Consider the following 26,474-nt stretch of genomic DNA (forward strand, 5'->3'; position numbering starts at 1 on the left):
CCGCCATGGGCGACGCCAAGGCCGCCAACATCGCATCCACCGAAGCCGAATACGTTACCGCCATTGATCCCAGCTGCCTGCTTCACCTGGATGGCATCCTGCGACGCGGCAAGTCGCGTGCCCGTACCATCCATCTGGCTAGCATTCTTGCGAGGACACCGAACCAGGGGAAAGGGGCTACCCTTTGATGCATGGCACCGCTGCCCAGGAATTTCTGCGCCACTCGGTAGAGAAGACATCGGACCTCGAACACCGCCGCATCATCCGGTGGAACATCGATAATTACGACACCGCCGTCGGTCGGGGAAAATCACGCTTCGCAGACTGGGAGGCTGCGCGTGACCGCTGCCAGCAGATTAAGCGCGAAGCGCTAGCTCACCTCGATGAATATCTGCTGCAGTTCGAAAAGCAAGTTATCGATCGTGGCGGCAAGGTCTTCTGGGCGAGTAACTCCGAGGAGGCACGGGAATACATCCGTGACCTGGCTGTCGCTCGCGGCGTCAAGCGCATCGTCAAATCCAAATCCATGGTGACGGAGGAGATTCACCTCTCCCCGGTGCTGGAAAAAGCCGGGATCGAGGTGTGGGAGACCGATCTCGGGGAGTACATCGTCCAGCTACGCAACGAGCCGCCATATCACATCGTCACCCCGGCGATGCACCTGACGCGCCTGCAGATCGCGGAGCTATTCCGCGCCAAGCTGCCCGATGTTACCGCCGACGATCACCAGAGCCTGGTGGCGGCTGCGCGCCGCGCCTTGCGTAAGGCATTTTTTTCCGCCGAGATGGGAATCTCAGGCGCGAACTTCATCGTGGCCGATGCCGGCATGATCGCCATCTCCACTAATGAAGGCAATGGCCGCCTCTGCACCAGCGTTCCGCGCATTCACGTCGTGGTCACGGGAATCGAAAAGGTTGTTCCGCGGCTGCAGGATCTCGCGGTCCTCTGGCCAGTGCTGGCGACTGCGGGCACGGGCCAGCCCATCACCACGTACAGCACTCTGATCGGCGGTCCACGTCAGCCTGGCGAGGCTGACGGACCCGACGAATTCCATGTTGTCCTGGTCGATAACGGCCGCAGTGAGTTGCTGGCGGATGCCGAGCAGCGCGAGGTTTTGCATTGCATTCGATGTGGCGCCTGCCTGAATGCCTGTCCAGTGTTCCGCCACGTCGGCGGGCACACCTACGGGGCCACTTACCAGGGCCCGATCGGTAGTGTCCTCACGCCGCACCTGCGCGGACCAGAGTTCAGCCATCTCTCCTACGCTTCTTCTTTATGCGGAGCTTGTGCCGAGGTGTGTCCGGTACGCATCAATCTGCCGCATCACCTGCTCGAAAACCGCCGCAACTCGGTACGCGCCGGAGACGAGCCAGTCAAGGAGAGTTTGGGGTTCAAGCTGTGGCGCTGGGCGATGCAGGATGCCACGCGGTATCGGATTTTCGGCGCACTGGCGCGCACGGCGGCCCGAGCCTTGTACTCCATGGGATATGAGGGCTCATCATTTGATCCCGCTGCCGCCTGGAGCGCATATCACGCCGCTCCTGAGATTCCTAAGCAATCATTCCGTCAGTGGTGGGAGAGGCAAGATGGAAAGCGCTAGCCAATCCAGCCGTGAACAGATCCTGGAGCGTATTCGAAACGCCCTGCGCGCGCGGGTGCCTTTGCCCGCCTCGAGAGCGGAACCCAGAGGCATCTTTTCACCGATCCCCAGCCCGCTGGAGCGCTTTGCCGCCGAGTGCGCCGCCAATTACACCGAGCTGACGCTCACAGCTAACCGCATGGAAACCGTGGAAGCACTCACGAAGATCCTGGGTGAACTGCCGGTGGGAGAAATCTATGTGCAGGACGTTCCTGAGCTCCGCGAGCTCATTACTCGTGCCGATGGCAGGGAAGTGAAGTGGTCGTCGCAAGGGCCGCCGTCGGAAGCTTCTCAGGCCACTATCACGCAAGCTGAGGCATTGGTGGCCATCACCGGGTCGATCCTAGTTTCTTCGGTTGGTTGCGGCGGTCGCGGATCATCGATTGTAGCTCCCTGCCACATCGTCATAGCCCGGCTGCAGCAACTCGTGCCCGACCTCGAGCGTGCACTTGCAATGGTCACCGAGCGCGGGCTTCCCGCGCGCAGCTCCTTTGTTGGCCTGATTACCGGATGCAGCCGCACCGCCGATATCGAGAAGTTGCTGGTGATTGGGGCACATGGGCCCCGGAGGTTGGTAGTGATCCTGCAACAATAGGCGAAGAGTCTTACTATCACCCGGGAGAAACGGCAAGGTCATTCTCTCGGACGGGAGCTGGTATGCCTCGCTCAGGATGACAATTATTTGGTTTGCCTATCCGATCCCGCCCATCTACGCCGGGCAGGCATCCTCCACCGGCCTTACGCTCTCATCCCCCGAAGCATCAGGTGGCGGAAATACCTCACGGAACGTGAACACATCTGGCGAAGGTCCGTTCTGGCGGAGATGCTCCAGCTTTGCCACCGCTTCCGCAACCGTCGGCTGATGTCCGGCCGGCACCCACCAGAGGGCAACGTAGACGTCGGTCAGGCGCTCGAACCACTCACGCCGGCGACGCATCACCTCCGCATGCGGACTCCGGAAAACATAATTCCGCAGCGACTCCAGATCCGTCCACACCGAGAAATTAATAGCGATGCGATCGTCCTCATAGGGCCGGACCGCTGTGGCATTTCCTTCCTCGGTCTGAAACCGCCACACGAACCCAGGAGCCTTGTCGGCAAGCGCGTTGATCGGATCCAGGTTGGCGACAAAGTCGGCCATCACTGGGTCATCCAGCGGCGCCAGCAAGCGTCCTATATTGATCTGTGCGAGATGATATGCGCGGGACAAGCTGCCTCCTGGCTCGCAGGTCTCTGTCGATCAGCGTCCGACCGCCCTGCCGAGCTTCGATTCCGCATCGTTGAGGTTGGCATAAATCGGCAAGAACATGTCGACTTTGGTGAGCTTGATCAGATTCATCAGGCGCTCGTTTACTCCGACCAGAGCGAGCCGTCGATTATTCTTCTGGTAGGAGATAAAGGCATTCACCACCGAACCCAATCCCGCTGAATCCATATAGGGGACTTCGGCCAGGTCCAGGATCAGAACCGACGGCGGGTCCTTGCGAACCGCCTCCTGGAAAGAAAACAAGGTGGTGATGGTGAGCGGCCCGTTCAACTTCAATACTGTCGGCCCGCCATTCGCGTTGTCCGTGCGCTCCAGGCTCATCGTCTCATTCATGGCGGAGATAGAGTACGTTAGAACCCGTTCTAAATTGTTAACAAAACGTTAAAATCAAACGGTCCTCGGTCCACCCGGTCTCTTAGCCGGTCCGTTATGATCTCACCGGCTCTGCCTCTTGCCACGGGATACAAGGTGAACCCATTGGAAACGCCCTCACAGACTGTCACCGGGACTGCACTTGCGCTGTTCCTCTACGATCTGGCGGAGGAAATCCAACTGGAGGAATTGCGCCAGCGCCTTGGCGCGCAAACCGTGCAGAAGGGGGTGGCGAAACACCCCGCCCCAGAATACGTGGGATTCGAACACCCTCCGGTAGTCGAATATCTCTCCAAGGTCTGCAGTTTCGGCCAGGTGTCCCTCGACGTACAGTTCAAATACTACGATTATGGCGTCGTCAGCGTCATGTTCGAGTTGCCTTTCTCAGATACCTGGGATGGCCTGGTTCAGCTGGCGGGAAAATGGATGTTCGAATCGGACCTGGAGGGTAAAGCCCTGGATGTGGTCCGGCAACGCATCGAACCCGCCCGCCCTGCCCTGATTCGTCCCTATACCCAGTGGCTCAGCGAGGACTACTACATCTTCCATCTGCGCGAGATGGTCGGTAATCCTACGGCTAGCGAACTGCTTTCACGCCACGGAACACAAATCGCCATGGTGGTTCGCGGAGAGACTGCCGACCTTGCGGATGCCGAGAAGGCCGAAGTCCTGCAGAGCAGCCTCTCCTATTACCCAACGGACCTGGTGGTCGTGGGCTGGAACGGGGCCTTGATCTACGACACCCCTGCCGGTGCGCGGGCCGCGATCCAGATCCTCGAATATGCCAATTCGCAGCTCCTGGAATTCCGCCACTATGACGAGCTGCTGACTCGCGAGCTCAACAATGTGTATCGCTCCCTGAAGCGCCGTACAGGACTCCGCGCCAAGTGGCGCCTGGCGAGCGAGGCCTCACGCCTGGAGGCCACTACGGTCGAAGTGACGGAATTGGTCGAACGCACCGACAATGCCATCAAATTCCTCAGCGATATGTTCGCCGCCCGCCTCTATCGCCTGGCCGCCAGCAAGGTGGGAGTGCCCGACTACAAGAACCTCGTCAAGCAGAAATTGCAGACAGCTGAGGAACTGTACCGCTACATGACAGAAGAATTTCACCAGGGAAGAACCTTTCTGCTGGAGTTGATGGTAGTGATCATTCTGGTGATCGAGCTGTTTTATTTGTTCCGCGGCAAGGGATGACCAGGAATTGCGCATCCCTCGCCGGCTGCCGCCGACTCGTGATGACAAACAAAGAGAAGCCTTATCGCGCGGCTAAAGCCGCGCCCTGTCAAAGCCTGGCTAACATTGCGCCGAGAAGGGGCAGGCGTGGGCCACGCCTAACCCTCAATCTCCCGTTTCATCCGCGCCAGAATCTCCAGGGCTCCCGCCGCGTAACCGCTGATCCAGCGATCGTAAATCTCCTTAATGGGCAGCGGATTGATGTAGTTCCACCTCAACCGTCCGTCGCGTTTGACGATAATCAGATCCGCCTTCTCGAGCACCCCCAGGTGCTGCATCACGGTGCAGCGGTCCAGGCTGCGAAAGTGCTGGCAAAGCTCGCCCGTAGTTCTGGGTTGGTCCTTCAAGAGATCGAGAATCTCCCGCCGGCGGTGATCGGCTAGGGCTTTGAAAACCAATTCCTGCCGGCTCCCGGTTGACATGTTATATATTTATAACATATAGTTTAAATTCGCCGAGGAGGAATCCATGGAACTCAAATTTCAGATACAGGCCAAAATCAATAAGCCGCGCGCGGAGGTCTTCGACGCCGTCTACAAGCCCAGCAAGATTCGCGGATACTTCGCCACTGGAGGCTCCAGCGGCCCTCTAGTCGAAGGCAGGGAGGTCATCTGGCAATTCGCTGATTTTCCCGGCGAGGTTCCGGTTCACGTGAAAATAGTCGTGCCTAACGAGCGCATCGTCTTCGAGTGGGCGGCTGCGGCTGAGCCCAAACCCGGGCAACAGCCTAGTCCCAACCAGCTGCCTGCGTCAGCCGACTACAACACCAGAGTGGAAATGACTTTTGAGACGCTTTCCCCCAACTCGACCCTGGTGCGCATTGCCGAATCCGGCTGGCATCAGACGCAGCACGACCTGAACAGCTCCTACGACAACTGCGGAGGGTGGATGAACATGGCTTGTTGCCTGAAGGCCTATTTGGAATACGGCATTAATCTGCGGGAAGGAATGTTCTGAAAAGGAGAGCTGGGAAGCGGAGCTCATGATGTGTTCTTCAAAGCATCTCAGGAATGGGCCAAAGGCTCTGATGGGATCCCCTGTCGGTGTCGAAGAACTCCGAGCCGGGCGGGACTGCCAAGGCCAGAGTTGTCCGCGATGAGCGGAACTGCAGGTCCTAGCCGGCCTTCACCGGGTCGTGATGACAAATAAGGAGGAGCCTTATCGGCGCGGCTAAAGCCGCGCCCTGTCAAAGCTGGCTGACCCTTCCGTGGCTTTTGGTGAAGAGCGAAACCGCGTGAGCGTCGGCCCTTCAGCCCGTCACAAAGACCACGTATGCTGCAACGGAGCCTGTCTCTGGTAAGCTGGCAGCTTGGCATCGAACGGCATGGCGGACTCCTCATCCAATGGCATTCTGCGATTCCCGGCTGGTTTTCTTTGGGGCGTGTCCACCTCTTCTTACCAGAACGAAGGCGGTAACCTTAATTGTCAGTGGGCGCGGTGGGAGGCCCAGGGCCGGATCCGCTCCGGTGATTGCTGCGGCCTGGCTTGCGACTGGTGGCACAACGCTGACCCCGATCTGGATCTTGCTCGCGACCTGGGATTGAATGCGCTTCGCCTCTCGGTGGAATGGAGCCGCATCGAGCCTGGCCGCGGTGACTTCGATTCCGCCGCAATCAAGCGCTACCGCGAGATCCTCACCGGGTTGCAACAGCGCCAGCTTCGACCGTTCGTCTGCCTGCATCATTTCACTAATCCTCTGTGGTTTGAAGAGCAGGGGGGATTTGCCTCGCCGGATTCGGTCGCAGCTTTTGAAAAATTCGCTCGCCGGACCGTCGAAGCGCTCGGGGATCTCTGTCAGGACTGGCTCACCTTCAACGAGCCTAATGTTTATGCCATTCTCGGATACCAGGTCGGGGAATGGCCTCCCGGCAAAGCCGGAGATTTCGCCAATGCCTGCCGCGTGATCGCCAACCTGGCACGCGCACACGCCGCCGCTTACGACGCCATACATCAGCTGCAGCCGTCCGCGCGCGTCGGCTGGACGCAAAACTATCTCGCCTTCCAGCCCGCCGACCCCGATTCCGTTCTCGACCGCAGCCTGGCCCGCTGGCAAGGCTTCTTCTACAACGATCCCTTCATCGATCTTGTGGAGAAAGGACAAACCAGTTTTCCCGTTGGAATCATTACCGGTGACGTTCCCGAAGCTCGCGGCAAGCTCGACTTCGCCGGAGTGAACGTCTATGGACGTGTGCGAGTCGAGTTCAATCCCACTACACCTTCCACCCTGTTCGGCCGCGTGATTTTTCCGCCAGACGCCATTCAGGGCGATAGCGACCTGGGATTTCCATTTCCCGAAATCTATCCTCAGGCGATCGCACTCGCCGTTCAGCGCGTATCGAGCCTGGGGAAGCCGATCTATGTGCTTGAGAACGGTGTTCCCGACCGTGCCGATCGCCTGCGCCCCTGGCTCATCGTGAATGCCGCCCGCGAGGTCCATGATCTGATTCGCAGCGGGCACGATATCCGCGGCTACTTTCACTGGACCCTGACTGACAACTTCGAATGGAACCACGGCTGGGCCCTGCGCTTCGGCTTGGTCGAGCTGGATCCTCAGACCCAGAAACGAACGGTGCGGAACAGCGGACGCATCTTCAGTGCCATTGTCCGCGGGAACGCCGTCTCCCATGAAATGCTCGAGGAATTCGGGCGGACGCCGGAGAGGGAGTGTCAGCCGAAGTGAGGCGGTTTGGCTCAGCTCTGGTCACCCAACCTGGAGAAAATCCCGAAGTCCAGGTTATTTTTTGGTGGCAGACAACAGCTGTGACGCTTGGATAAGTGGAGATAGAATTTTGTGCGCCGATGACCATTCCCGACGGGAGGTTAGTGTGAAGAGATTGTCTTTTCTCTCATGCACGGTACTTGGCCTTATTCTCACGCTCGCTGCGCGCACCCGAGAAGAAGGTAAATTCGAAGCAATTTCGAAACACCTAGGAATCCTTCGTACCCTGAACACGGAGGAAGTTAACTATCGGGAGCGATATGGCCGGTACGGCGATCGCGAGCAGCTTTTAGCATATCTCCGCGAATCAGGCTGGAATGCACACAGACTTGAACCTTTGAAATCGTTTCAGCTGGTCGTAACTACCAGTTCGGATGGTGAGCACCACCAAATCTCGTTGACGCCAATGTTGGACGACTCCAACAAAGGGGGCTGGTGCGACCAGGCTGGGTTTACAGACGAGCGAGGTGTGATCTTCCTCGGAGCAGGCCTCGGCTGCGAAGTCAAGCGGGAGTAGGGTGCGACTAGTGCCCTCGTTGACCCAGAAGGGGTGTACCCTAGCCGCACAGTTGGTGAGATGGCGATGTTGCGCCAACTATCTGGCTCAGTTGCAGGCTGATTTGCTGGCGCTCAGTTGCTCAGCTGTGTACTCCCCGAAACCGGCTCCTGCCAATACTTGTGATCGCGCAGGAAGTAACTCTCATTCCAGCTATTCACCGCCGTTCTCAGAAACATACGCACAATTTTGAAGCAGCCCATCTTCTTGAAGCGGCGATTCGATGTCAGGATGTGTCCCCGCACGATTCCAAAGCGCCACACCGGAACTTTCTTGCTCAGGAGATAATCTTCGGCATACAACGCGCGCTCATGAAACCCGCCCAGGCGATCGAATGCCTTCTTCTCAAACAGCATGAACATCCCGGTCGCGAACGGCTTGGTAAAGGAGGCGAAGCGCTGCACCAGGTTGTTGCCAGCATACAAAGCGTGATCTTTGATCCTGCCATTTGAGCAGCGGATGTTCGTCGTCAGGCACTGCAGCTTGCGGCGCTGCATGGTCGCGAGCGCGCGCCGGATCAGCGTGGGATCATCCAACTCCATGTCCGCGTCGATGAACAGCAAGTAGCGGCTGTCGGCCAGGCGGGCGCCCGCATTCCGGCCGACTGAGGGAAGCCCTCCGGGAATCACCTGCACATCCAGCGAATCGCGAAACCCGAGCGCTATTTCCTGCGTGCCGTCGGTCGAGCCGGCATCAGCAATAAACACTTTCGTAGTCCGCAGGAGCGGATAATCCTGCCGCGTCAACGACGCGAGCAAGCGCGGAAGATAGCTCTTCTCGTTCTTGGCCGGAATAATGATCGTCAGTTGGCGATTGGTGCTCATGGATATGCACTCCTTCCTCATCGATGGTGATAAATGTGCAGGGCGAGGCCGTCCATGAACCTGTGTTGTAGTAACTGATCCCGTCCTTCTCGATTGCAGTGGCCACGTGCGTGTGTCCGCAAAACACGCGATCGGCCTTGACTTGCCGCGCCAGTCCCATGGCCCCGCGGGCGACCTTATCGGACAGCCGCAGCCAGCTCGTGTTGAGCCGGTCCAGATAGCGGGCGAATGCCTTGCTCTTGTGATCCAGCTTTTGGATCTGCAGGTAGAAGAAAGTGCCGAAGCGATTCAGCAGGATGTTATTAATCACGAACCCGTCAAACTGGTGCCCATGCACCGCTACATGCCGCAGTCCCTCATAAGACCACGCGTACCGCTGATACACCGGCACGCCCACCAGGTGCGACATCAGCGTAGAAAGCCCCTGGTCGTGATTGCCTTCGACCCAGACCACTTCCACCCCGCGCTTAGGGTTGGAGAGCTTTCGGATGTACGACAGAAACTGCCAGTGCTGTTTCTTCAGGCGGCGGAAATTCAGATCGCAGAACATGTCGCCCAGCAGGATCAGGCGACGGAAGCTGGAATTCTTCAGCAGATCGAGAGCATCTCCGGCGCGGCTAACTTCCGACCCCAAATGGACATCGGAAATGATCAGCGTGTCGCAGACCCCGTTCCACATAGGAAAATTCTGATTTCCACAGGTTAATGGATCATTAACATGCAATGAAAATTGTGCAACCCCGAACCCCGGAAGTGAATGTACGTATTCCGCAATGATCAGCGGTTGGCCAGCGCGGAGATTCTGTCCAGGCGAATGAATTACGAATCTTTCCCCGATTTACACTCCTGCAACAAGAGCCTGCTAGATTGCTAGTGAGTGAAGAGTGTTGCAGCGGTGTTAGCAATCAACAGTTCGGCCGAGAGGAGACCGCGGGGGTCACCAGGGAGTCAAGATGCATTTAACTGCAAGTTTCCGGAAAGTGGACTCGGTAGTCGTTGTCTACCTCAAAGGCAAAATTCTTTTTGGCAATGAAGTAGAGACCATCTCCCGTCAGGTGTTCGCGCTGGCAGCTTCTTCCCGCAATGTGGTGCTGGAGCTTTCCAACCTCACCGATATGTGCAGCGGCGATCTGGGCAGCTTGTGGCTGCAATACATGCAGGCACAGGCCTCTGGCTGGCATATCCGCATCTCCGGTGTGCCCAGCCACATTCAGCAGCTGATCGAAGGAGCCCGGATCGAAAGCGTGTTTGAAATTCACCCCACGGAAGAGGAGGCAATTGCGGCCTTCCAGGCAGGGAACTCTGCCCTGGTGGCCGACAGTTCTCCCGCCGCCTAGCATCGAGACTGTCTGAAATGGGTCCAATGCCGACGTAGTGGTGAGACAAGCATGTTTGGGACAGGCGATCTCGCCTGTCCGCCCTGGAGGTTCGAAAGAATCTGACAGGTGTGATCCTGAGCGAGGACGGGATATAACAATCCCGGCCCGAGTCGAAGGATCTCGCGGTTTGATTGCCCTGCAGATGCTACCGTAGGTCGCGGTACGACCAGATTACCCGTTTTCAGTTTCCCCGATTACAAATGCCTTGCTCCGCCCATGTATCATCTAGCCGTCCAATTCTGATTTCGAATCCACCCATCGAGGGACGCCTGGATGAATCTGACCGTTACTCACTTTTTTGCCTGCTGCGCTCTCCTGACAACGTCTTACCTGACTGCACTTTCCTATGCGGCTGATCAGAACACGAATATTCAGATGGGGGGCCAGCCTGTGCTGACCGCAACCCGCACTCGCAGCGGCGAAGGTGCGCAGTTCCTCTCCATCGAGCTTCTGCCCGGACGCGGCATGAATACCTTTCAGATCCGCGCTTATGTGCCGGGCACAGGAGAGGTCGACCTGCTGCAGTCTCCCTCGGTCGAAGAAGCACAACAGAAGCTCTCTGGCGGCCCCGACGACAAATTCGGCAACGCCGCCTTCGGCCTGGGTGGCGCATTTCTTGTGCCCTATGCCAACCGCATTCGCGGCAAGCTTGCGCCCGATGGCCAGGGCATCGAGGCCACCATCATGGGCAGGACGGTCTCGCTGCCGGCAAACTGGAAAGGGAAGAATCCCGGCGCCGAGTTGCACTCCATGCACGGCCTGATTCTGGCCTCAAAGATGGATAAGTTTTCCTCCAATAAAACCGCGGACGGTGGTGTTGTCACCGCGCTCGTGCACGCTGGCGACTTCGGCGGACACTGGCTTTCCCAAACTGACCTCAACTTCAAAGCTACGCTGAGCGTCGGCGCCATCGACCTGGAGGTAACCGCAAGGAACGTGGGCAAGGAACCGGAGCCCATGGGGATTGGCTGGCACCCTTGGTTTGCGATTCTCAGTGGGGACCGCACGCAGGCGAAACTGCACATCCCGGCAAAGATGAGAGTCGAAGTCAACAACTATGACGATGTTTTTCCTAGCGGCAAATTGCTGCCTACAGCCGGCACCGATTTCGATTTCACCGCTGCAGCCGGCAAGACCCTTGCCAAACAGTATCTCGACGACAATTTCACCGACCTGCAGCGCTCTGCGAATGGCGCCCCCGAGGTGACCCTGGCCGATCCTGCTGCCAAATATGGCTTACGAGTTATTGCATTATCCCGCCAGATTCTGGCCTTCCAGGTGTACGCACCGCCGGAGAAGCCGGTGGTCGCCATCGAACCGCAGTTCAATCTTGTGGATCCATTCAACCCCGCCTGGGGAAAGACCAACACCGGTATGGTCACACTAAAGCCCGGCCAGTCGGTTACCTATCATGTCCGCTTGGAACTCTTCACGCCGTAGGCGGGCTTGGATGGCGCGGACGGGGCGCCGCGCCACCTCGGAGACTTGTGGACAGGGCGTCTGTAGCGCACAAGCCTGCCTCCTACCCAATGCCTTCCTAGAGATGTGAAGCAATTTGCACATTTTCCAGCGGCGACTGCGGACCTTGCCGACCCCGATTCTGGATGTGTGTAATCTGCTTTTTTTCAATGGCATACGGTGAGGCAGGAGATTGCCGCAGCAGTCCCAGATGGAAAGACAATTGCCTATGAAGTGGTTGGGTCATGAAAGAGGGCTCCTGGATGAAGCAACTTTGGGTTCTTGTACTTCTGCTACTGGTATCCCCCGCCACCTTCGGTACGACATACAGTTTCCACCCCGTGCCGAGCGACATGAACGACATCGATCATCACTTTCTGTACTCGTGGTCCATTTCAGGGATCAGTCTGGCCGGACAGACCATCACTAGCGCCAAGCTGGGGTTCACGAACATTCAGAATTGGAACGCCAATCCCAATATTCTCTACATTCACATGTTCGACAGCGCGCTGAACACGCCGAATCCGGCCGCCTCGCCTGCGCCGGTAACCTGCCTGAGCAACACGCAAAACTCCAAGCCGGTGACAACCTGCCAATACCAGTACGATCTGGGCAGCCCGGATCCGAACATCAGCAATTTTGTGGATTATATCGGGACGAACAATCCCAGCCACAGTCCGGCCAATGCGACCGCCGAGAACCTGTTCGGCGCCAGCGTGCTGACTTCAGGGAACACGCTGCTGGGCAGCCCCTCGTTTACCACGACGCCGCAAACCTACTGGCTGACTTTCAATTCCTCTGAGCTGGCGGCGCTACAGGCGTACCTGAACAACAGCGGAAATGTGGCTTTCGGTTTCGATCCGAATTGCCACTTCTTCAACGATGGGATCGTCTTCAAGTACACCACAGATCCCGTGCCCGAACCGGGAAGCATGCTGCTGCTGGGTAGCGGGCTGTGCGGGCTGGCGGGAGTGGTGCGCCGCAAGCTGCGGAAGTAGTTCCGTTCAACTGGGGCGGGGAGCGATGATCCCCGTCCCGATCTTCTCACAATCAAGGCGATCTCGCCTGTCCCACCCAGGATTTGTGTGGGACACTGAATCGCTTGTCTTGACGTGCCACCACTGTGACGACATCGCCCAAACTTCGTTTCGGCCTCAGCCTTCTCTTGCTCCTGCTGGGGTTCTTGCCCAGTTCATCCGCGCAAGACTGGACCGATTGGCTTGGGCCGAGCGGCGGCCCAACGCTCCGAGCTCGGCTCAGAGACAAGGATCAGAACGCCAAACTGCACATCGCCGCCGTCGAAGTGGAGGTGAACAATATCTGGTTGCACTCTCCCGATGTCGTTCCCGAGCCCGGCATCCAGCTTGGTGTCCTACAGTATCAATTGGATCATTGCTCCCCAGTGGTCACCACCGACACGCGCCTTCGATTTCAAGATCTAACAGCCGGAAAGCACGTCATCAGTGTCGGAGTACTCGGCCTAAACAACGATTTGCTTACGCCAAAAGCTAACCTCAAGGTTACCGTTCCCTAGACACTCCGCATGCGGAATGTCTTGACGCTTTTTCCTCCCGCTATTAGGTTAGCTAGCTCAACCCATGCATGCCGAATCGATCCCAGCGGCGCCTGCCTTTTCTTATTCTCGTGGCGGTGGGATTGCTGGCAGGTCTCGCATCAGCCGAGAAGATCGCCGACATCCGCCCCACCGGGTATGTGATCGATCTGGCCAAGGTGATCGATCCGGCAACTATCCAGCGGGTCGAGGCGCTCTGCAAGGAAGTGGATGAGAAGACGGGAGCACAGATCGCCGTCGTAACCGTGCGTTCCCTGGAGGGCGAAACGCGTGAGGATTACGCCGTCGATCTCTTCAAGCATCTGGGAGTGGGACAGAAAGACGACCGCGGCGTGCTGCTGCTCCTGGCTCCGCAGGAGCGCCAATACAAGATCGAGGTCGGCTACGGCCTCGAACCCATAATTAATGATGCCCGGGCCGGGGACATCGGCCGCGAGATGGTTCCCCTGCTTCGCCAGAACAACTACAGCGGAGCGGTGCTGCTGGCGGTTGGCCGGCTGGCTCAACTGATCGCCGCCGAAAAAGGAGTCAAGCTGACTGGCGAGCTTCCGGCGCCGGCTGAGCGACGTGAGCACGTTTCGATTCCCTGGTGGCTTCCCTGGCTGATTATCCTGATCATCTTCCTGATCGGAAGAGGACTAGGAGGGGGCGGCGGGCGCGGCATCCGTCGCCGCTCCGGTCTTGGCGGACTCTGGTGGGCCGGCACGCTGGGTGGGATGGGCGGTGGATGGGGAGGCGGAGGAGGGTGGGGTGGCAGCTCCGGCGGCTACTCCGGCGGAGGCTTTGGAGGTTTTGGCGGCGGCTCCAGCGGCGGAGGTGGCGCCGGCGGCTCATGGTAGCGGGGGAACGGCAGAGTGGCTGCGCGAGAACTGAAAGGTTCTTTCGTTTGTCATCCTGAGCTAGGGCCGAATAATAAAGATGAGGCCCGAGTCGAAGGACCTGGTGTTTGTAAACCTACGATGACCCCGTGGGGGGCCAGGCAAGGCGCAACTCCACACAAGGTTTGAAGCCACGGTTAATAAGCAATGAGCAACGCCAATGGCAAACTCGAAGAACTGGTCCAGCGCCTGCAAAGCGTTGCCGGTCGAAACCTCGAATCGGTTGTGCTCTACGGTTCTGCCGCCCGCGACGACTTCAGCGAAAAATACTCTGACCTGAACCTGCTCTGCATTCTCAAAGACGCCAGCTCCGCCGAGCTAGACAAGCTGGCCCCTGTGGTGCAATGGTGGTCGAAGCATCTGGGACAACGTCCGCCCCTGTTGCTCACAGCCGAAGAGATGCGAGCCTCGGCTGATGTCTATGCCATGGAGATGCTGGATATCCAGGCCAGTCATCGCATCCTTTACGGCAGGGACGCGATCCCTGAGATTGACGTTCCCATGAATCTTCACCGTCTGGAAGTGGAACACGAACTGCGTAACACCCTGCTGCGCCTTCGCCAGCATTATCTTCTTGCCCACGAAGACGAGCAGGAGCTGGAGCGCGTGCTGGCCAAGTCAGCCTCTCAGGTTTCAGCACTCCTTCGGCATTGTTTGATTGTTGTAGGCGCACCCATCCCCGAGTCGCGGCGCGAACTGGTCACTCAGGCCGGAGGACAGTTTGGGGTGGATCCAGCTCCCTTCCTTGCGGCGTTGGATCTCAGGGAAGAGCGCCGGCTGCAGGCTGGTGTGCGCGAAACTTATCATTTTTATATCCGGGGCCTGGCGTCGCTCATTAGCGAGATTGACCGAGCTGTACCGAAAGAACAGTGGCGGAGAGTTTCGAACAGCCCTCGTCCGTCATCCTGAAGAGCTCTCAGAGGAAAGCCATGAAGATTTTTCTGATCGTGCTGGTGATAGTAGCCCTGCTGGTGGCGTGGTTCGGCAGCGTGTACGTCAGCCACCGTAACGAGATGGTCCGCAAGCGCGAAACCGTGAACGCGGCATGGTCGCAGGTCGATGTGGTACTGCAACGGCGAGCTGACCTGATTCCTAACCTGGTAGAAACCGTGAAAGGCTACGCCAGCCAGGAGCAGACCGTATTTGGCGACATCGCCAATGCGCGCTCTGCCTTGCTCGGCGCCCGCAACCCGCAAGAAAAGATCGCTGCCAACGGCCAACTGGATTCCGCCCTGGGCCGCCTGCTAGTACTGGTCGAGAATTATCCCCAGCTCAAATCGAATGAAAACTTCATGCGCCTGCAGGACGAACTGGCGGGAACCGAAAACCGTATTGCCGTCGAGCGCCGCCGCTACAACCAGGCTGTGCAGGACTACAACACTTACATTTCCCTGTTCCCCAACAACATCGTCGCCAGCTTGGGCGGCTTCACCCGCAACGACGCCTACTTCAAGGCGGAAGAAGGTTCCAGGCAGGCGCCTCGCGTTTCGTTTCCGGGTCCTGCACAACAACAACAAACCCCTGCGCCAGCTACTCGGTGAAGGAAGGGCGACAGTTGGAGCAAGTGATCATGGTGTGCGCGAATCTTGTCAAGCCCGAAACATGTCGAGATGAATTTCAACAAGGACGTTCAAAAGTCTGTGGGAAAGGTGTCGATCAAGCGTCCAACGCTCCTGTCAGCAAGCAGCTACACAGAGTGCCCTACCAACCAGCATTGGGAGACAGACTATTGGAGTCGGCCGAAAGCATAGATGCTTCGCCCACGATGCGGGCTCAGCATAACCCGCTGCGGGTGCAGATCGTTCGCAGGCTGGTGATGACAAACGACGAGGAGTCTTATTGCCGGGGGTGAAGCCACGCCCTCTCACAACAGTATGTTCTTCGTCTGAAAATTCACTCCTTCCTTGCGTCAGCTCAACGTCGAACGCTGAATACCGCGCGACAGCCGCGATCCACCCAGACTCCGTTGCGGTCTGCTCCCCAGGTTCGTCCGGCAGTGCAGGGAGAGCCGCTGATCTGCTGCTTCAAGCTGACGTTGCGATTCGGTCCAGTGGGGCAGTACTGGCGTCCGCCATCGTTAGAGGAGCAAGTAATCTCGTTGCCATAGCCGCCACCGGGAGATCCGCCGGGATAGCCGGGATATCCGCCTCCTCCGCTGGTTACTCGGAACTCGGCGCGACAGCCGCGATCTACCCATACGCCTCGCGGATCCCATCCCCAGGAGGAGCCTTGAACGCACGGTGAGCCGCTGATTTGCCGCGTGAGTTGAACTCCCCCCGAGACGTTTGTAGGACAGTAGCGGCGACCGCCATCGTCAGAGGAACAGGTAATGGTCTGGACAGAACCTCCTCCCGGGTATCCGCCAGGGTGCCCGCCGCCGGGATACCCGCCCCCGCCGTAGCCGCCGACCACAAAGTCGGCGCGGCAACCGCGATCCACCCAGATTCCACCCCGATCCCAACCCCAGGTTGAGCCCTGAATACACGCAGAGTCGCTGACCTGGCGCGACAATTGCACTCCTCCTTGCGTATTGGCAGGACAAAACTGACGCCCTCCATTCTCTGACGAGCACCTGATCGTTCCTCCTCCGCCAGGGTACCCGCCGCCGGGATACCCGCCCCCGCCGTAGCCGCTGACCACAAAGTCGGCGCGGCAGCCGCGATCCACCCAGATCCCGCTGCGGTCATATCCCCAGGAATAACCCTGAGTGCAGGGCGAGCCGCTGACCTGGCGTGACAACTGCACTCCACCCCGTGTATCCGCCGCGCAGTAGTGACGCCTGCCATCATCGGAAGAGCAACGAATGGTCTGCGCGTTGGCGCGATTGAGAACGGCAATCAGCATCACAAGCGCGAGGAATCCGAAGGTAGTGATTCGCGTTTTCATTACGATGCTCCAGTCGAGTGTGTTGGAACGACCGCCCCACGATCAGTAGTGAATTTCGATCCGATAGTGTACGAGCAATGGCAGGAGATGGCGAGCCCCAAGACGCTACACACTCCTGCTCAATGTTTTTCATCTGATTACGAGTGGCTGGTGGCTGGGTGCCGCAGGTTCGCGCCGATGCTTTTCGGCGCTAACCTGGGTGCAGAAGGAAGGTAAACAGCTAGACCTTCTTCTCGCTCTCTTCGGCCGTGCCCTTAGCGTCGGCGCTGTCTGCAGCCTGAGTCTCACGCAACGCATCGCGAAAACCCTTGATACCGTCGCCCAGGCTTTTGCCAAGCTCGGGCAGCTTCTTCGGACCAAACACCAGCACTGCGATGAAAAGAATCACCAGCAAGTGCATGGGCTGGAAAAGGCGTTCGAACATAAACCTCCTCAGAGTACTCATTAATCCTAACCCCGCAGAGCCGGATATGTTGCCCCACGTGGCTGCCACTTGCAGGCGTGTATCGGCTCGGTGCTGGAACCGCTATAACCACATGGCCCCCGCCCTATCTCAGCGGCAACGTAAACCAGAAAACCGATCCCCGTCCCAATTGGCTGGTCAGCCCGATGGTTCCCCCATGCAATTCGACAATGGCCTTGGCGATTGCCAGTCCCATTCCCGTCCCCTGAACCGAAACCCGCTGATTGCGGCCCCGGTAAAACTTCTCGAAGATCATTGTCTGCTCGATATCTTCGATTCCCGGCCCGTGGTCGGCAACGGAGGTGACCAGCTGATTGTCACGGACTTCTGCGCAGATTTGAATTGGGGTATCGGGCGGAGAATATTTGCCAGCGTTTTCCAGCAACTGCGAGAGAACTTCAGCGATCCGCTTCACGTCCATTCGCACCGGCGGAAGTCCGTCGGGGATCGTTGTTCCAACCGAGTGTCGTTCCAGAACATGCTTGGACTGCTGCAACGCCAGATCGACAGCTTCGCTGATCTGATGAGGTTCGAGGTTGATCTCGATCTGGTGTGCATCGAGTTGCGCCACCTCGGACGCCTCTTCCACCAGGCGATTCAGCCGGTCGCTCTCTTCATTAATCACCGTGGCCAGCTCTTTGAGTTGTGGTTTGTCGAGCTGCACTTCGGACTGCAGGGTTTCTGCGGAGGCCTTGATGGCGGTCAAGGGGGTGCGGAACTCGTGCGTGACCGAGTCCAGCAGCAGACTGCGCAGCCGGTCACTCTCACGGCTGGCCTCCGCCTTGGTCAGCTTCTCCATGGTTGTGGCGCGCTCAATGGCAATCGCCACCAGGCTGCCGATTGCTTCAAGGGTTTCCCGCGACAATTGGCATCCCACTACCCCCATGGTTCCCATCGGGCGCACGCCCATGCGGATGGGCATGAAGCAGACTGCATTCTCGCGGTCCAGCACGGGTTCTCCCCGGCCGCTGACCGACTTCAAGCGCTCGAGCGGCAGACGCGACTGCACATCAAGATCTGAGAAATAGGTCTTCTGCTTATTGTCCAGGAATATTGCCGCTCCACTCACCCCGAAGGAATCCACGATGTAGTTCGGGAGATTGTTCAGCAGACCGAAGAAATTGTCGGTCACTAACAACTGCTGGCTGAATGCGTACAAACGCTCGACTTCGCGGCGCCGCTGATTGGATTGCAACGCCTCGCGGCGGGCGCGTTCCGAAAGGTTGCTGGCAATCACCGCGGAGGCCAGAAATGCCATCAGCGCCACCCAGTTCTGCGGGTCGGCGATGGTGAACTTGAGCAGCGGCGGCAGGAAAAAATAGTTGTATGCGAGGGTCGCGACCACCGCCATGAAGATAGCGTACTTTAAACCCCAGGCGGCAGAGACGATCAGGACCGCGACCAGAAAAGTAAAACCAACTGTGGTCGAGTTGACGTGAATCAGGCGGTAATAGACCCAGACAATCGCGAAAATGATGGCGGCCGCGCTGGCGAAGCGTAAGATGACCCGCACCGGTCTTTTCACGCTGCAAATTGTAATCCAATCGACATGATGTCCTGCTCTCGACGACAATAGCCTCGCATGCCGAAGACGCCCGAACAATGGCTGGAAGAGACCGCGCCACAGAAGAAGCAGGCCATCTTCAAGCTCTTTCTCGGATACGCCCCGGGCGTGGGCAAGACCCACAACATGCTCAGCGAAGGCATTCGCCGCAAGACTCGCGGCGAAGATGTGGTCATCGGCGTGGTCGAAACCCACGGCCGCAAGACGATAGCCGAGCTGGCATCCCGGCTGGAGACCGTCCCGCGCCGCCAACTAGAGTACAAGGGGGCCTCCTTCGAGGAGATGGACGTGGACGCCATCCTCGCTCGCAAGCCGCAGGTCGCCCTGGTGGATGAGCTGGCACACACCAACGTCGAGGGGAGCAGAAATCGTAAGCGCTATCAGGACGTGATGGAACTGCTCGACGCCAACATCGATGTCATTTCCACCATGAATGTGCAGCACATCGAGAGCCTGATGCCGCTGGTGCAAAGCATCACGGGCGTGCAGGTGCGGGAAACCGTCCCCGACTGGGTGATGCAGCGCGTCAATGAAATTGTCATGGCCGATCTTACTCCCGAAGCTCTGCAGACACGCATGCGCCGTGGCGACATTTACCCGGTCGAACGCGCTGAGCGGGCCTTGGGACACTTCTTCCGTCCGGGAAACCTGATTGCTCTGCGCGAACTTGCCTTGCAACAAGTAGCCCGCGCCGTGGATCGCAGTCTCGAGACCTATCTCGAAAAAGAAGGTACTGCGACCGGCATCGGCGTGCGCGAGCGCATCGGGGTCTGCATCAGCTCCAATCCTGCAGCACAGTACCTGGTCGCTCGCGCCGGACGCATGGCGCATCGCATCGAAGCCGATCTATATGTCATCTACGTCGATATCGGAGTTGATGACACCCCGGAAAACCAGCGCACGCTTAACCAGAACATTCGCTTCGCCGAGAATCTAGGAGCCAAAGTCATCCGTACCAGAGGCAAGGGTGTCGCTGAGGCGGTAGCCAAAGTGGTCCGGGAAAACCACATCACGCAAGTCGTGTTTGGCCGTTCTGCTCAGAGAGGCTGGCGGAGATACCTCTACTTGTCGGCCATACATCGGTTTTTACGGGATGCCCCTCCGGTGGACGTGCACATCGTCACCCAGGAAGTGAAGTGACCTGTCCAGGCACGGCGAGAAGCGGTGGACGCCTAAGTCACAAATTCGCACCCGTACTTGCCCGACATCAGTAGTCCGATCCTTTTGAGCACCGAAGGATCAACAGGTTCATATGGATTGGGTGGTAAGCTGAGGGTGTTTGCCGGTATGCTGCTTTCGCGAATGAATTCCTCAAACCCCGCTGGCGAATACACGATCAGATAGTGGGCGGGTTTTGGCGATAAGACGGTAAATCCGTGGGGAACGCCCCTAGGCGCGAACAGAGTATGCCCGGCAGTCGCTTCTAATCGCAATGTTCCAACCCGATATGAGATCGTTCCTTCCAGCACATGAAACGTCTCATCCTCCCGGTTGTGAATATGAAGCGGAACTTCCCGGTTCGGTGGGTACAGCACCTCGATCAGCGAAAATCTGCCCTCCGTCTGCGCGCCAGTCAGCTTAATAAGCGCGAGACCGCCAAACCACCACCGCGCTTCCCCAGCTTGGTGCGGGCAAACTGCGATTCTTTGTGACAACGTATCGAGCATCGCGCACGTCCTTTGAACTAGTGTTGGAGCCGCGAACACCCGGGATTCGTCTGGCCCAGGCGAGCATGCTACACCCCGGACAGAAGCCGTTCCAGCGCCGGACCCAGCACCACTGCTGGCAGGAAGCTCAGTGCCCCAATGATGATCAGGCTCGCGGTTAGCAAAACTCCGAACACCATGGAATCCGTGGGCAATGTGCCCGAGGATGTCGGCGTACTTTGCTGATTGGCAACGAGGCCCGCGAACCCCAACGCCGGAATCGCCAGCCCAAACCTTCCCACGGTCATTGCTAATGCAGTCGTCAGGTTGTAAAACACCGAATTCGCGTCCAGACCCGCGAAATTTTGTCCGTTATTGGCAAAACAGGAAGTATAGGCAAAAAGTATTTCCGTGAAACCATGCGGACCACCATTGGCGACTAATCCCGCCACTCCAGCTTTGCCGCTTACGGCGATAGCTGTCAGCGGCAGAATCAGCAATGGAGATGCCAGCGCATACAGCATCATCATCTTGGTTTCCGCCTGGCCTATTTTCTTGCCCAAATATTCTGGTGTCCTACCGATCATGAGCCCGGCCAGAAACACGGCAATGGCGGCCGCCATCACCATGCTGTAAAGGCCCGTGCCCAGCCCGCCGAAAATCACCTCGCCAAGCAGCATGTTGACCAGCAGCACCATGCCGCCAAGCGAGGTGTAGCTGTCGTGCATGGAGTTATAGGATCCGGTAGCAGTATTGGACGTGACCACCGCGGTCAGCGCAGAATCCTTAATTCCGAAACGTACTTCCTTGCCTTCCATGTTCCTGATATTTGAGTCCTGGGTACTTAGCCCACTGGCCATCCCGTGATCGACCCGATGCTCAAATCGGTTCACCGCGATCAAACCAGCCGTGAACAGCGAAAGCATAACCACAAAGAGAACCCAGCCCTGCCTTGGCTGACCACTCATTCGTCCAAAGGTGTTGGTCAGCGCCGCAGGCAGAAGCACGATTGACAGCAGTTCGAGGAAGTTTGCCAGCGGCGTCGGATTCTCGTAGGGATGTGCTCCGTTAGCATTGAAGAAGCCTCCGCCATTGGTTCCCAGGTTCTTGATAATCTCGAGAGCAGCCACGGGCCCTTGTGGTATCACCTGTTTGGCGCCCTCAAGGCTGGTTGCCACCGCGTAATTTTGCGTGCTCATCGGCACGCCCTGCCAGACCAGCAGAACGGCTCCCAGCAAAGCCCCCGGCAACAGAACCCAGAGCAGGGCTCGCGTCAAATCTACCCAGAAATTGCCTAAGGTCTCGGAACGTTGCCGTGTCAGGCCTCGGATAAAAGCAATTCCCACAGCCAAGCCCGCTCCTCCGGCCAGAAAATTCTGCGCGCACAGACCCGCCATCTGGCTGAAGTAGCTCATCGTGCTCTCGCCCGCGTAAGCCTGCCAGGTTGTGGTAGTGGCGAAGCTGACTGCGGTATTGAGCGCAAGATGCGGCGTAAGGCGCGTGGTCAGATACTGCGGGAAATACCAGGGAAGGAATTGCTGGAGCCTCAGGATGAAGTACAGAACGATCTCGCCTATCAAGCCAAAGAGTACGAAGCAGGTAGCGTATTCTTTCCAGTCCATCTCTCGCTCGGGATCAACCCGTGCTATGCGATAGATCAATCGCTCCATCGCCAGACACGGTCGATCCAGCAGCGTTCGCTTTCGCGAGAAGACACGCGCCACGTATCCGCCGAGCGGCTTCACGAGCGCAGTCAGGATGGCCGCAAATAAGGCGTACTCGAGTATGGTGTGCGTACCCAACAGGATGATCCAGCTACTCGCATTCGATAAAACCGTTCGTAAAGACCGAATAAAAGGTTCGCAAAGACTTCATAAGCGCTCACCTCTCTCTTTATCATTTCTTTATGAACCTTTTATCCAATTTTCACGCCGGGCAGGATTGAATGAAAGAGAAAGTTCAAGCTCCCCTTGAGGGAGAAACGACCAAGGACATGGCCGCGACCACGATAATCCTTGCCGCAATCTGCCTCGGCGCAGTGGCATTCTTTGTTTGCGCCTTGATCGGCTTTTATCGCGCGGGCAAGCCCCGGATGAAACGCCCCCGGCTGAGAGTTGAACCGAAATCCTCTGCCACTCAGGCTCAGCAGCGCGGAAGACTGCTCATCATTCCTGTTATCTCCAGATCTCCAAACGGAGCGGTAACAGACAGCCGACGGGTGCAGGCCATTGACACATACTCGCCTGGTCGGATCCACAGCCGCCGGGCCATGCTGCGTTAGCCCCGACAGCCTTCATTTCCCGGTGCTCAAGCTTACCGCTTCAGATTTCTCTAGCGAAAGATCCCGCGCGCCGAATCCTTCGGCATTTCCCTTAAGGGAACGGCTATGGATCTTTTATGCGCTCTTTAGACAATCTTTATGCGCCAAAGTGTCCAATAAGCACGTTGCGAGGAGTAGCCTGTCACAAAGATGCACGCACCCTTCCGCGACGGAGAAAGCAATGAATCAAATTTTGTGCCGCCCCCGGTACGTTGTGGTGTGCTTACTTGCCCTCATCGTTTGGCAACAGAATAGTTTCGCGGCGGAACATGAAGAATCTCAGCAGGCATCGGCGACCGCTGATCAGCAGATTCCGCCCGCCGTGGCCAAAGAACTGGAAGCGATGAAGAAACGCATTGCTCAGTTGGAAGCGGAACTGAGCAGCCACATGGCCTCCAGTCAGCCCACTACGGCTGTGCAGAGCGCTAAAGGAACTGCGCCGATCTTGTCTGTGGCACCGGCAAAGCCCGCGGTACCCGCGGAAGAAGCCGTGGCCACTCCAGCCGCCGCCCCCGGCACCGAGAAAGCAAAACCAGCGGAGCCGTTCTCCTATGCTGATTTCACCTGGCTGAACGGCAACCCGCGTACCAAGGAGCCGGCGATTGATACCAAGTTCTTCACGCCGGAAATCCGAACTGACGTGGATTACATCTACGACTTTAATCATCCCAAAGACAACACCATTAGTGGGTCCAGCGAGGTGTTTCGCGCCAATGAAGTTCAGATGACGCAATTAGGCGTTGGTGGCGACTTCCATTACGACAATGTGCGCGCCCGCCTGATGACTCAGTTCGGAATGTATTCCCAGACCACGCCGCGGAACGACGCCAGTCCCGCCCGCGGACAGTGGAACCTGGCCGATGCCTATCGCTACATATCCGAAGCCTACGGCGGCTACCACTTCAATGCACTGCATGGAATTAACGTGGACGCGGGCATCTTCATGTCCTACGTCGGATTGTTCAGCTATTACAACTTTGACAACTGGGCCTATCAGCCTTCGTACGTGTCCTCCAATACGCCATGGTTCTTTAACGGCGTGCGCGTTCAGATCTTCCCCACCGAAAAGCTGAAGATCGAGCCCTGGTTCACCAACGGCTGGCAATCCTATGGCAAGTTCAACAAGCGTCCCGGCATTGGAATGCAGTTTCTGTGGCGGCCGAACGGCAGGTGGTCCATTCTCGGCAACCAATACTTGCTGGGCCGCGACACCCTCGGTGTAACCGGCCGCACCCGCTTCCATACGGACGACAGCATCCAGTACAAATACTACGATGAGCCGCAGACCTTCATCAGCAAGGCGGCTTTCTCACTCACCATCGATGCCGGTTGCGAGAGCGGCGGCGGCGTAGCTTGCTTCAGTTCGTCAGCCGGGGTTCCCAAGCAGACCTTCCTCGGCATCATGTTCTACAACCGCGTGTGGCTGCACAAGGATCTGTTCGCCGTGACCATTGGCGGCGGCGCGATTGACAATCCTGGACGTTATCTCGTGCTACTGCCGCCCATCAACGGAGCCACCGCGGCTTCCGGCACGCCGTATTTCACGGAGAACCCAGGCGATTCTTACCGTGCGTGGGATGCCTCCACGACTTTCGACTACATGCCCAGTCAGTACATAACGTTCCGCTGGGAATACAATCATCGCGCTACCAACGTCCCCTACTGGTCGGGTGGAGGCGGAGTAACCCCGCCAGGCGGCAACACCGGGCCGCCGGGTTCTTTGGTCGACGGATTCACGCCTGATCTGCGCAAGCGTGAGAATCGCTTGAACATGGCAATTCTCGTGAAGTTCTAAGCGTATGCCTGCGATGCTCGCAACCACTCTGGAGGAGATTGCTCTATGAAAGACCTGATTTTCTTGGCCGTGACCGTGGCGTTCTTTGTCTTGTCCATCGGTTATGTGCGCTTCTGTGATCGCGTGAGGTGAATATGAGTTTGGAATCCATCATCATGCTGGTTATCAGCATACTTATGACCGTGTACCTGTTTTACGCATTGCTGCGTCCGGAGAAGTTCTGAAATGACTGCCAACGGTTGGTTCCAGGTACTCGTTTTTCTCGCCCTGATCCTGGCTGTCACCAAACCCATGGGCGTCTTCCTGACCCGTGTGTTCAACCGCGAGAAGACATTTATGGATCCCGTGCTGCGCCCCATCGAGCGCCTGCTCTATCGCATTACAGGCGTAGATGAGAACCGTGAGATGCGCTGGACCGAGTACGCCGTTTCCATGCTACTGTTCAGCGTCGTCTCCATGCTTCTGCTCTATTTGCTGGAGCGTGTCCAGGGATTCCTGCCCTTCAACCCTCAGAAGCTCGCGGCTGTTGTGCCTGATCTCGCGTTCAACACCGCCGCCTCATTCACCACCAATACCAACTGGCAGAACTACAGTGGCGAAACCACCATGAGCTATCTCACGCAGATGGCTGGCCTCGCCTACCACAATTTCGTTTCGGCTGCGGTTGGTATCGCCATAGCGATCGCCTTCATTCGCGGCATCGCCCGGCGGGAGATGCAAACCATCGGCAACTTCTGGGTCGATTTCGTCCGCTCTTGCCTGTGGGTGCTCTTGCCGTTCTGCATCGTTGGTGCCCTGGCCTTGGTTTCGCAGGGCGTGGTTCAGAACCTCAAGCCCTACGATACGGTCAAGCTGGTCGAGCCGCAGCAGGTGCAGAAGGTCGGTCAGGATGGGAAACCTGTTACCGGTCCGGATGGCAAGCCGGTGATGGACACGGTAAGCGAGCAGACCATCGCCCAGGGGCCGGTCGCTTCGCAGGAGATCATCAAAGAATGGGGCACCAATGGCGGCGGCTTTTTCAACGCCAATAGCGCGCATCCTTTCGAGAATCCAACGCCGCTCTCCAATCTGATTGAGCTGTTCAGCATTTTTGCGGTCTCAGCGGGTCTGACCTACACCCTGGGACGCATGACGAAATCCCAGGCTCACGGTTGGGCAGTCTGGGCGGCCATGGCGATCCTCTTCCTCGTCGGCGTAACGACGGTTTACTGGGCAGAGGCTCGCGGAAATCCGCTGCTTGCCGCTGGCGTAAATCAGCAGGTAACCGCCCATCAGCCAGGCGGAAACATGGAGGGCAAAGAAGTTCGCTTCGGGGTTAGCGCCAGCGCGCTATTTGCAACGGTGACCACCGACGCCAGTTGCGGCGCTATCAACGGCTGGCACGACTCCTACACTCCCCTTGGCGGCATGGTTCCGCTGGTCAACATGATGCTCAGTGAAGTCATCTTCGGTGGCGTCGGCGCGGGGATGTACGGCATGTTGATCTATGTTGTCCTGGCAGTGTTCATCGCCGGATTGATGGTAGGTCGCACGCCTGAGTACCTGGGCAAGAAAATCGAAGCCTACGACGTGAAGATGGCCATGCTGGTCGCCCTCGTGTTTCCGCTTGTGATCCTCACATTCACGGCGATATCGGCAATCAAGCCATACGGCACGTCGAGCATTTCGAACCCTGGTCCCCATGGTTTGAGCCAGGTCTTGTACGCGTTCGTCTCTCAGGCGGCAAACAACGGCTCAGCTTTCGGGGGGCTAAATGGCAACACCCTCTGGTACAACACCGCGGGCGGCATCACCATGCTCGTGGGCCGGTTCCTGATGATCCTGCCCATGCTGGCCATCGCCGGCAACCTGGCCCGAAAGAAATATGTTCCTCCATCCTTGGGTACGTTTCCGGTTACA

General features: G+C 57.9%; 26 protein-coding genes. 16 read left to right on the plus strand and 10 right to left on the minus strand.

What is annotated here, in order from left to right:
- The 3 genes from VEG30_08525 to VEG30_08535 all read left to right on the plus strand — a co-directional run.
- Positions 1-188 (plus strand): hypothetical protein (locus tag VEG30_08525; protein ID HXZ79960.1); only part of this gene is annotated, 188 nt, incomplete at its 5' end.
- Positions 188-1,600 (plus strand): LutB/LldF family L-lactate oxidation iron-sulfur protein, encoded by a 1,413-nt coding sequence (locus VEG30_08530; protein ID HXZ79961.1) that lies wholly within the window; start codon positions 188-190, stop codon positions 1,598-1,600. The genes VEG30_08525 and VEG30_08530, both read left to right, overlap by 1 nt.
- Entirely contained in the window at positions 1,587-2,234 is a 648-nt protein-coding gene (locus tag VEG30_08535; protein ID HXZ79962.1) for an LUD domain-containing protein, read from the plus strand. Before VEG30_08530 ends, VEG30_08535 begins: the two co-directional genes overlap by 14 nt.
- Before the next feature lie 114 nt (positions 2,235-2,348).
- Here VEG30_08535 and VEG30_08540 read toward each other — a convergent pair whose 3' ends face one another.
- Together VEG30_08540 and VEG30_08545 are read right to left on the minus strand one after the other, a co-directional pair.
- Positions 2,349-2,849, minus strand: a complete 501-nt coding sequence (locus VEG30_08540; GenBank protein ID HXZ79963.1) for a DUF3291 domain-containing protein — start codon at positions 2,847-2,849, stop codon at positions 2,349-2,351.
- A 30-nt stretch (positions 2,850-2,879) separates the two neighbouring features.
- On the minus strand, positions 2,880-3,227 hold the full coding sequence (locus VEG30_08545; GenBank protein ID HXZ79964.1) for an STAS domain-containing protein: 348 nt from the start codon (positions 3,225-3,227) through the stop codon (positions 2,880-2,882).
- 147 nt (positions 3,228-3,374) lie between these two features.
- On the opposite strand from VEG30_08545, the gene VEG30_08550 reads away from it, so the two are divergent.
- A complete protein-coding gene (locus VEG30_08550) occupies positions 3,375-4,475 on the plus strand; it encodes a hypothetical protein (protein ID HXZ79965.1) in 1,101 nt (366 codons plus the stop codon).
- 137 nt (positions 4,476-4,612) lie between these two features.
- Here VEG30_08550 and VEG30_08555 read toward each other — a convergent pair whose 3' ends face one another.
- Positions 4,613-4,936, minus strand: a complete 324-nt coding sequence (locus tag VEG30_08555; protein HXZ79966.1) for a helix-turn-helix domain-containing protein — start codon at positions 4,934-4,936, stop codon at positions 4,613-4,615.
- Positions 4,937-4,982: 46 nt separating this feature from the next.
- Here VEG30_08555 and VEG30_08560 point away from each other — a divergent pair, with 46 nt between their 5' ends.
- A complete protein-coding gene (locus VEG30_08560) occupies positions 4,983-5,471 on the plus strand; it encodes an SRPBCC domain-containing protein (protein HXZ79967.1) in 489 nt (162 codons plus the stop codon).
- Positions 5,472-5,838: 367 nt separating this feature from the next.
- The gene (locus tag VEG30_08565) at positions 5,839-7,194 is read left to right on the plus strand and encodes a family 1 glycosylhydrolase (GenBank protein ID HXZ79968.1); all 1,356 of its coding nucleotides are present in this window, start codon (positions 5,839-5,841) and stop codon (positions 7,192-7,194) included.
- A 669-nt stretch (positions 7,195-7,863) separates the two neighbouring features.
- Here VEG30_08565 and VEG30_08570 read toward each other — a convergent pair.
- Positions 7,864-8,547 carry a glycosyltransferase gene (locus VEG30_08570; GenBank protein ID HXZ79969.1) on the minus strand — a complete coding sequence of 228 codons (684 nt, stop codon included), beginning with the start codon at positions 8,545-8,547 and terminating at the stop codon, positions 7,864-7,866.
- On the minus strand, positions 8,483-9,292 hold the full coding sequence (locus VEG30_08575) for a UDP-2,3-diacylglucosamine diphosphatase (GenBank protein ID HXZ79970.1): 810 nt from the start codon (positions 9,290-9,292) through the stop codon (positions 8,483-8,485). The genes VEG30_08570 and VEG30_08575 overlap by 65 nt, the downstream gene beginning before the upstream one ends.
- 274 nt (positions 9,293-9,566) lie before the next feature.
- On the opposite strand from VEG30_08575, the gene VEG30_08580 reads away from it, so the two are divergent.
- The 6 genes from VEG30_08580 (at position 9,567) to VEG30_08605 (ending at position 15,442) form a co-directional block, all read left to right on the plus strand.
- The gene (locus tag VEG30_08580) at positions 9,567-9,950 is read left to right on the plus strand and encodes an STAS domain-containing protein (protein HXZ79971.1); all 384 of its coding nucleotides are present in this window, start codon (positions 9,567-9,569) and stop codon (positions 9,948-9,950) included.
- A 315-nt stretch (positions 9,951-10,265) separates the two neighbouring features.
- Positions 10,266-11,432: an aldose 1-epimerase gene (locus VEG30_08585; GenBank protein HXZ79972.1), complete on the plus strand. Its 1,167-nt coding sequence runs from the start codon at positions 10,266-10,268 to the stop codon at positions 11,430-11,432.
- Between the two features lie 281 nt (positions 11,433-11,713).
- A complete protein-coding gene (locus VEG30_08590; protein HXZ79973.1) occupies positions 11,714-12,448 on the plus strand; it encodes a PEP-CTERM sorting domain-containing protein in 735 nt (244 codons plus the stop codon).
- A 604-nt stretch (positions 12,449-13,052) separates the two neighbouring features.
- Positions 13,053-13,862 (plus strand): TPM domain-containing protein, encoded by an 810-nt coding sequence (locus VEG30_08595; protein ID HXZ79974.1) that lies wholly within the window; start codon positions 13,053-13,055, stop codon positions 13,860-13,862.
- A 186-nt stretch (positions 13,863-14,048) separates the two neighbouring features.
- Positions 14,049-14,810, plus strand: coding sequence for a nucleotidyltransferase domain-containing protein (locus tag VEG30_08600; GenBank protein ID HXZ79975.1), 762 nt, complete (start codon positions 14,049-14,051; stop codon positions 14,808-14,810).
- 20 nt (positions 14,811-14,830) lie between these two features.
- The gene (locus VEG30_08605; GenBank protein HXZ79976.1) at positions 14,831-15,442 is read left to right on the plus strand and encodes a LemA family protein; all 612 of its coding nucleotides are present in this window, start codon (positions 14,831-14,833) and stop codon (positions 15,440-15,442) included.
- Between the two features lie 373 nt (positions 15,443-15,815).
- Here VEG30_08605 and VEG30_08610 read toward each other — a convergent pair whose 3' ends face one another.
- The 3 genes from VEG30_08610 to VEG30_08620 form a co-directional block, all read right to left on the minus strand.
- Complete coding sequence (locus VEG30_08610) at positions 15,816-16,787, minus strand: DUF3011 domain-containing protein (GenBank protein ID HXZ79977.1); 972 nt, start codon at positions 16,785-16,787, stop codon at positions 15,816-15,818.
- A 220-nt stretch (positions 16,788-17,007) separates the two neighbouring features.
- Complete coding sequence (gene tatA / locus VEG30_08615) at positions 17,008-17,211, minus strand: twin-arginine translocase TatA/TatE family subunit (GenBank protein ID HXZ79978.1); 204 nt, start codon at positions 17,209-17,211, stop codon at positions 17,008-17,010.
- A gap of 124 nt (positions 17,212-17,335) precedes the next feature.
- Positions 17,336-18,763, minus strand: coding sequence for an ATP-binding protein (locus tag VEG30_08620; GenBank protein ID HXZ79979.1), 1,428 nt, complete (start codon positions 18,761-18,763; stop codon positions 17,336-17,338).
- A gap of 69 nt (positions 18,764-18,832) precedes the next feature.
- On the opposite strand from VEG30_08620, the gene VEG30_08625 reads away from it, so the two are divergent.
- On the plus strand, positions 18,833-19,954 hold the full coding sequence (locus VEG30_08625) for a histidine kinase (protein HXZ79980.1): 1,122 nt from the start codon (positions 18,833-18,835) through the stop codon (positions 19,952-19,954).
- 32 nt (positions 19,955-19,986) lie between these two features.
- On the opposite strand, the gene VEG30_08630 is transcribed toward VEG30_08625, so the two are convergent.
- Together VEG30_08630 and kdpA (VEG30_08635) are read right to left on the minus strand one after the other, a co-directional pair.
- The gene (locus VEG30_08630; GenBank protein HXZ79981.1) at positions 19,987-20,481 is read right to left on the minus strand and encodes a cupin domain-containing protein; all 495 of its coding nucleotides are present in this window, start codon (positions 20,479-20,481) and stop codon (positions 19,987-19,989) included.
- A 68-nt stretch (positions 20,482-20,549) separates the two neighbouring features.
- Entirely contained in the window at positions 20,550-22,262 is a 1,713-nt protein-coding gene (gene kdpA, locus VEG30_08635) for a potassium-transporting ATPase subunit KdpA (GenBank protein ID HXZ79982.1), read from the minus strand.
- A 699-nt stretch (positions 22,263-22,961) separates the two neighbouring features.
- On the opposite strand from kdpA (VEG30_08635), the gene VEG30_08640 reads away from it, so the two are divergent.
- The 3 genes from VEG30_08640 to kdpA (VEG30_08650) all read left to right on the plus strand — a co-directional run.
- Positions 22,962-24,575, plus strand: a complete 1,614-nt coding sequence (locus tag VEG30_08640) for an outer membrane beta-barrel protein (protein ID HXZ79983.1) — start codon at positions 22,962-22,964, stop codon at positions 24,573-24,575.
- Between the two features lie 134 nt (positions 24,576-24,709).
- Complete coding sequence (gene kdpF / locus VEG30_08645; GenBank protein HXZ79984.1) at positions 24,710-24,799, plus strand: K(+)-transporting ATPase subunit F; 90 nt, start codon at positions 24,710-24,712, stop codon at positions 24,797-24,799.
- 1 nt (position 24,800) lies between these two features.
- Positions 24,801-26,474 (plus strand): potassium-transporting ATPase subunit KdpA (gene kdpA, locus VEG30_08650; protein ID HXZ79985.1); only part of this gene is annotated, 1,674 nt, incomplete at its 3' end.

This window comes from Terriglobales bacterium (assembly GCA_035624455.1).
Classification (GTDB): domain Bacteria; phylum Acidobacteriota; class Terriglobia; order Terriglobales; family Acidobacteriaceae; genus DASPRM01.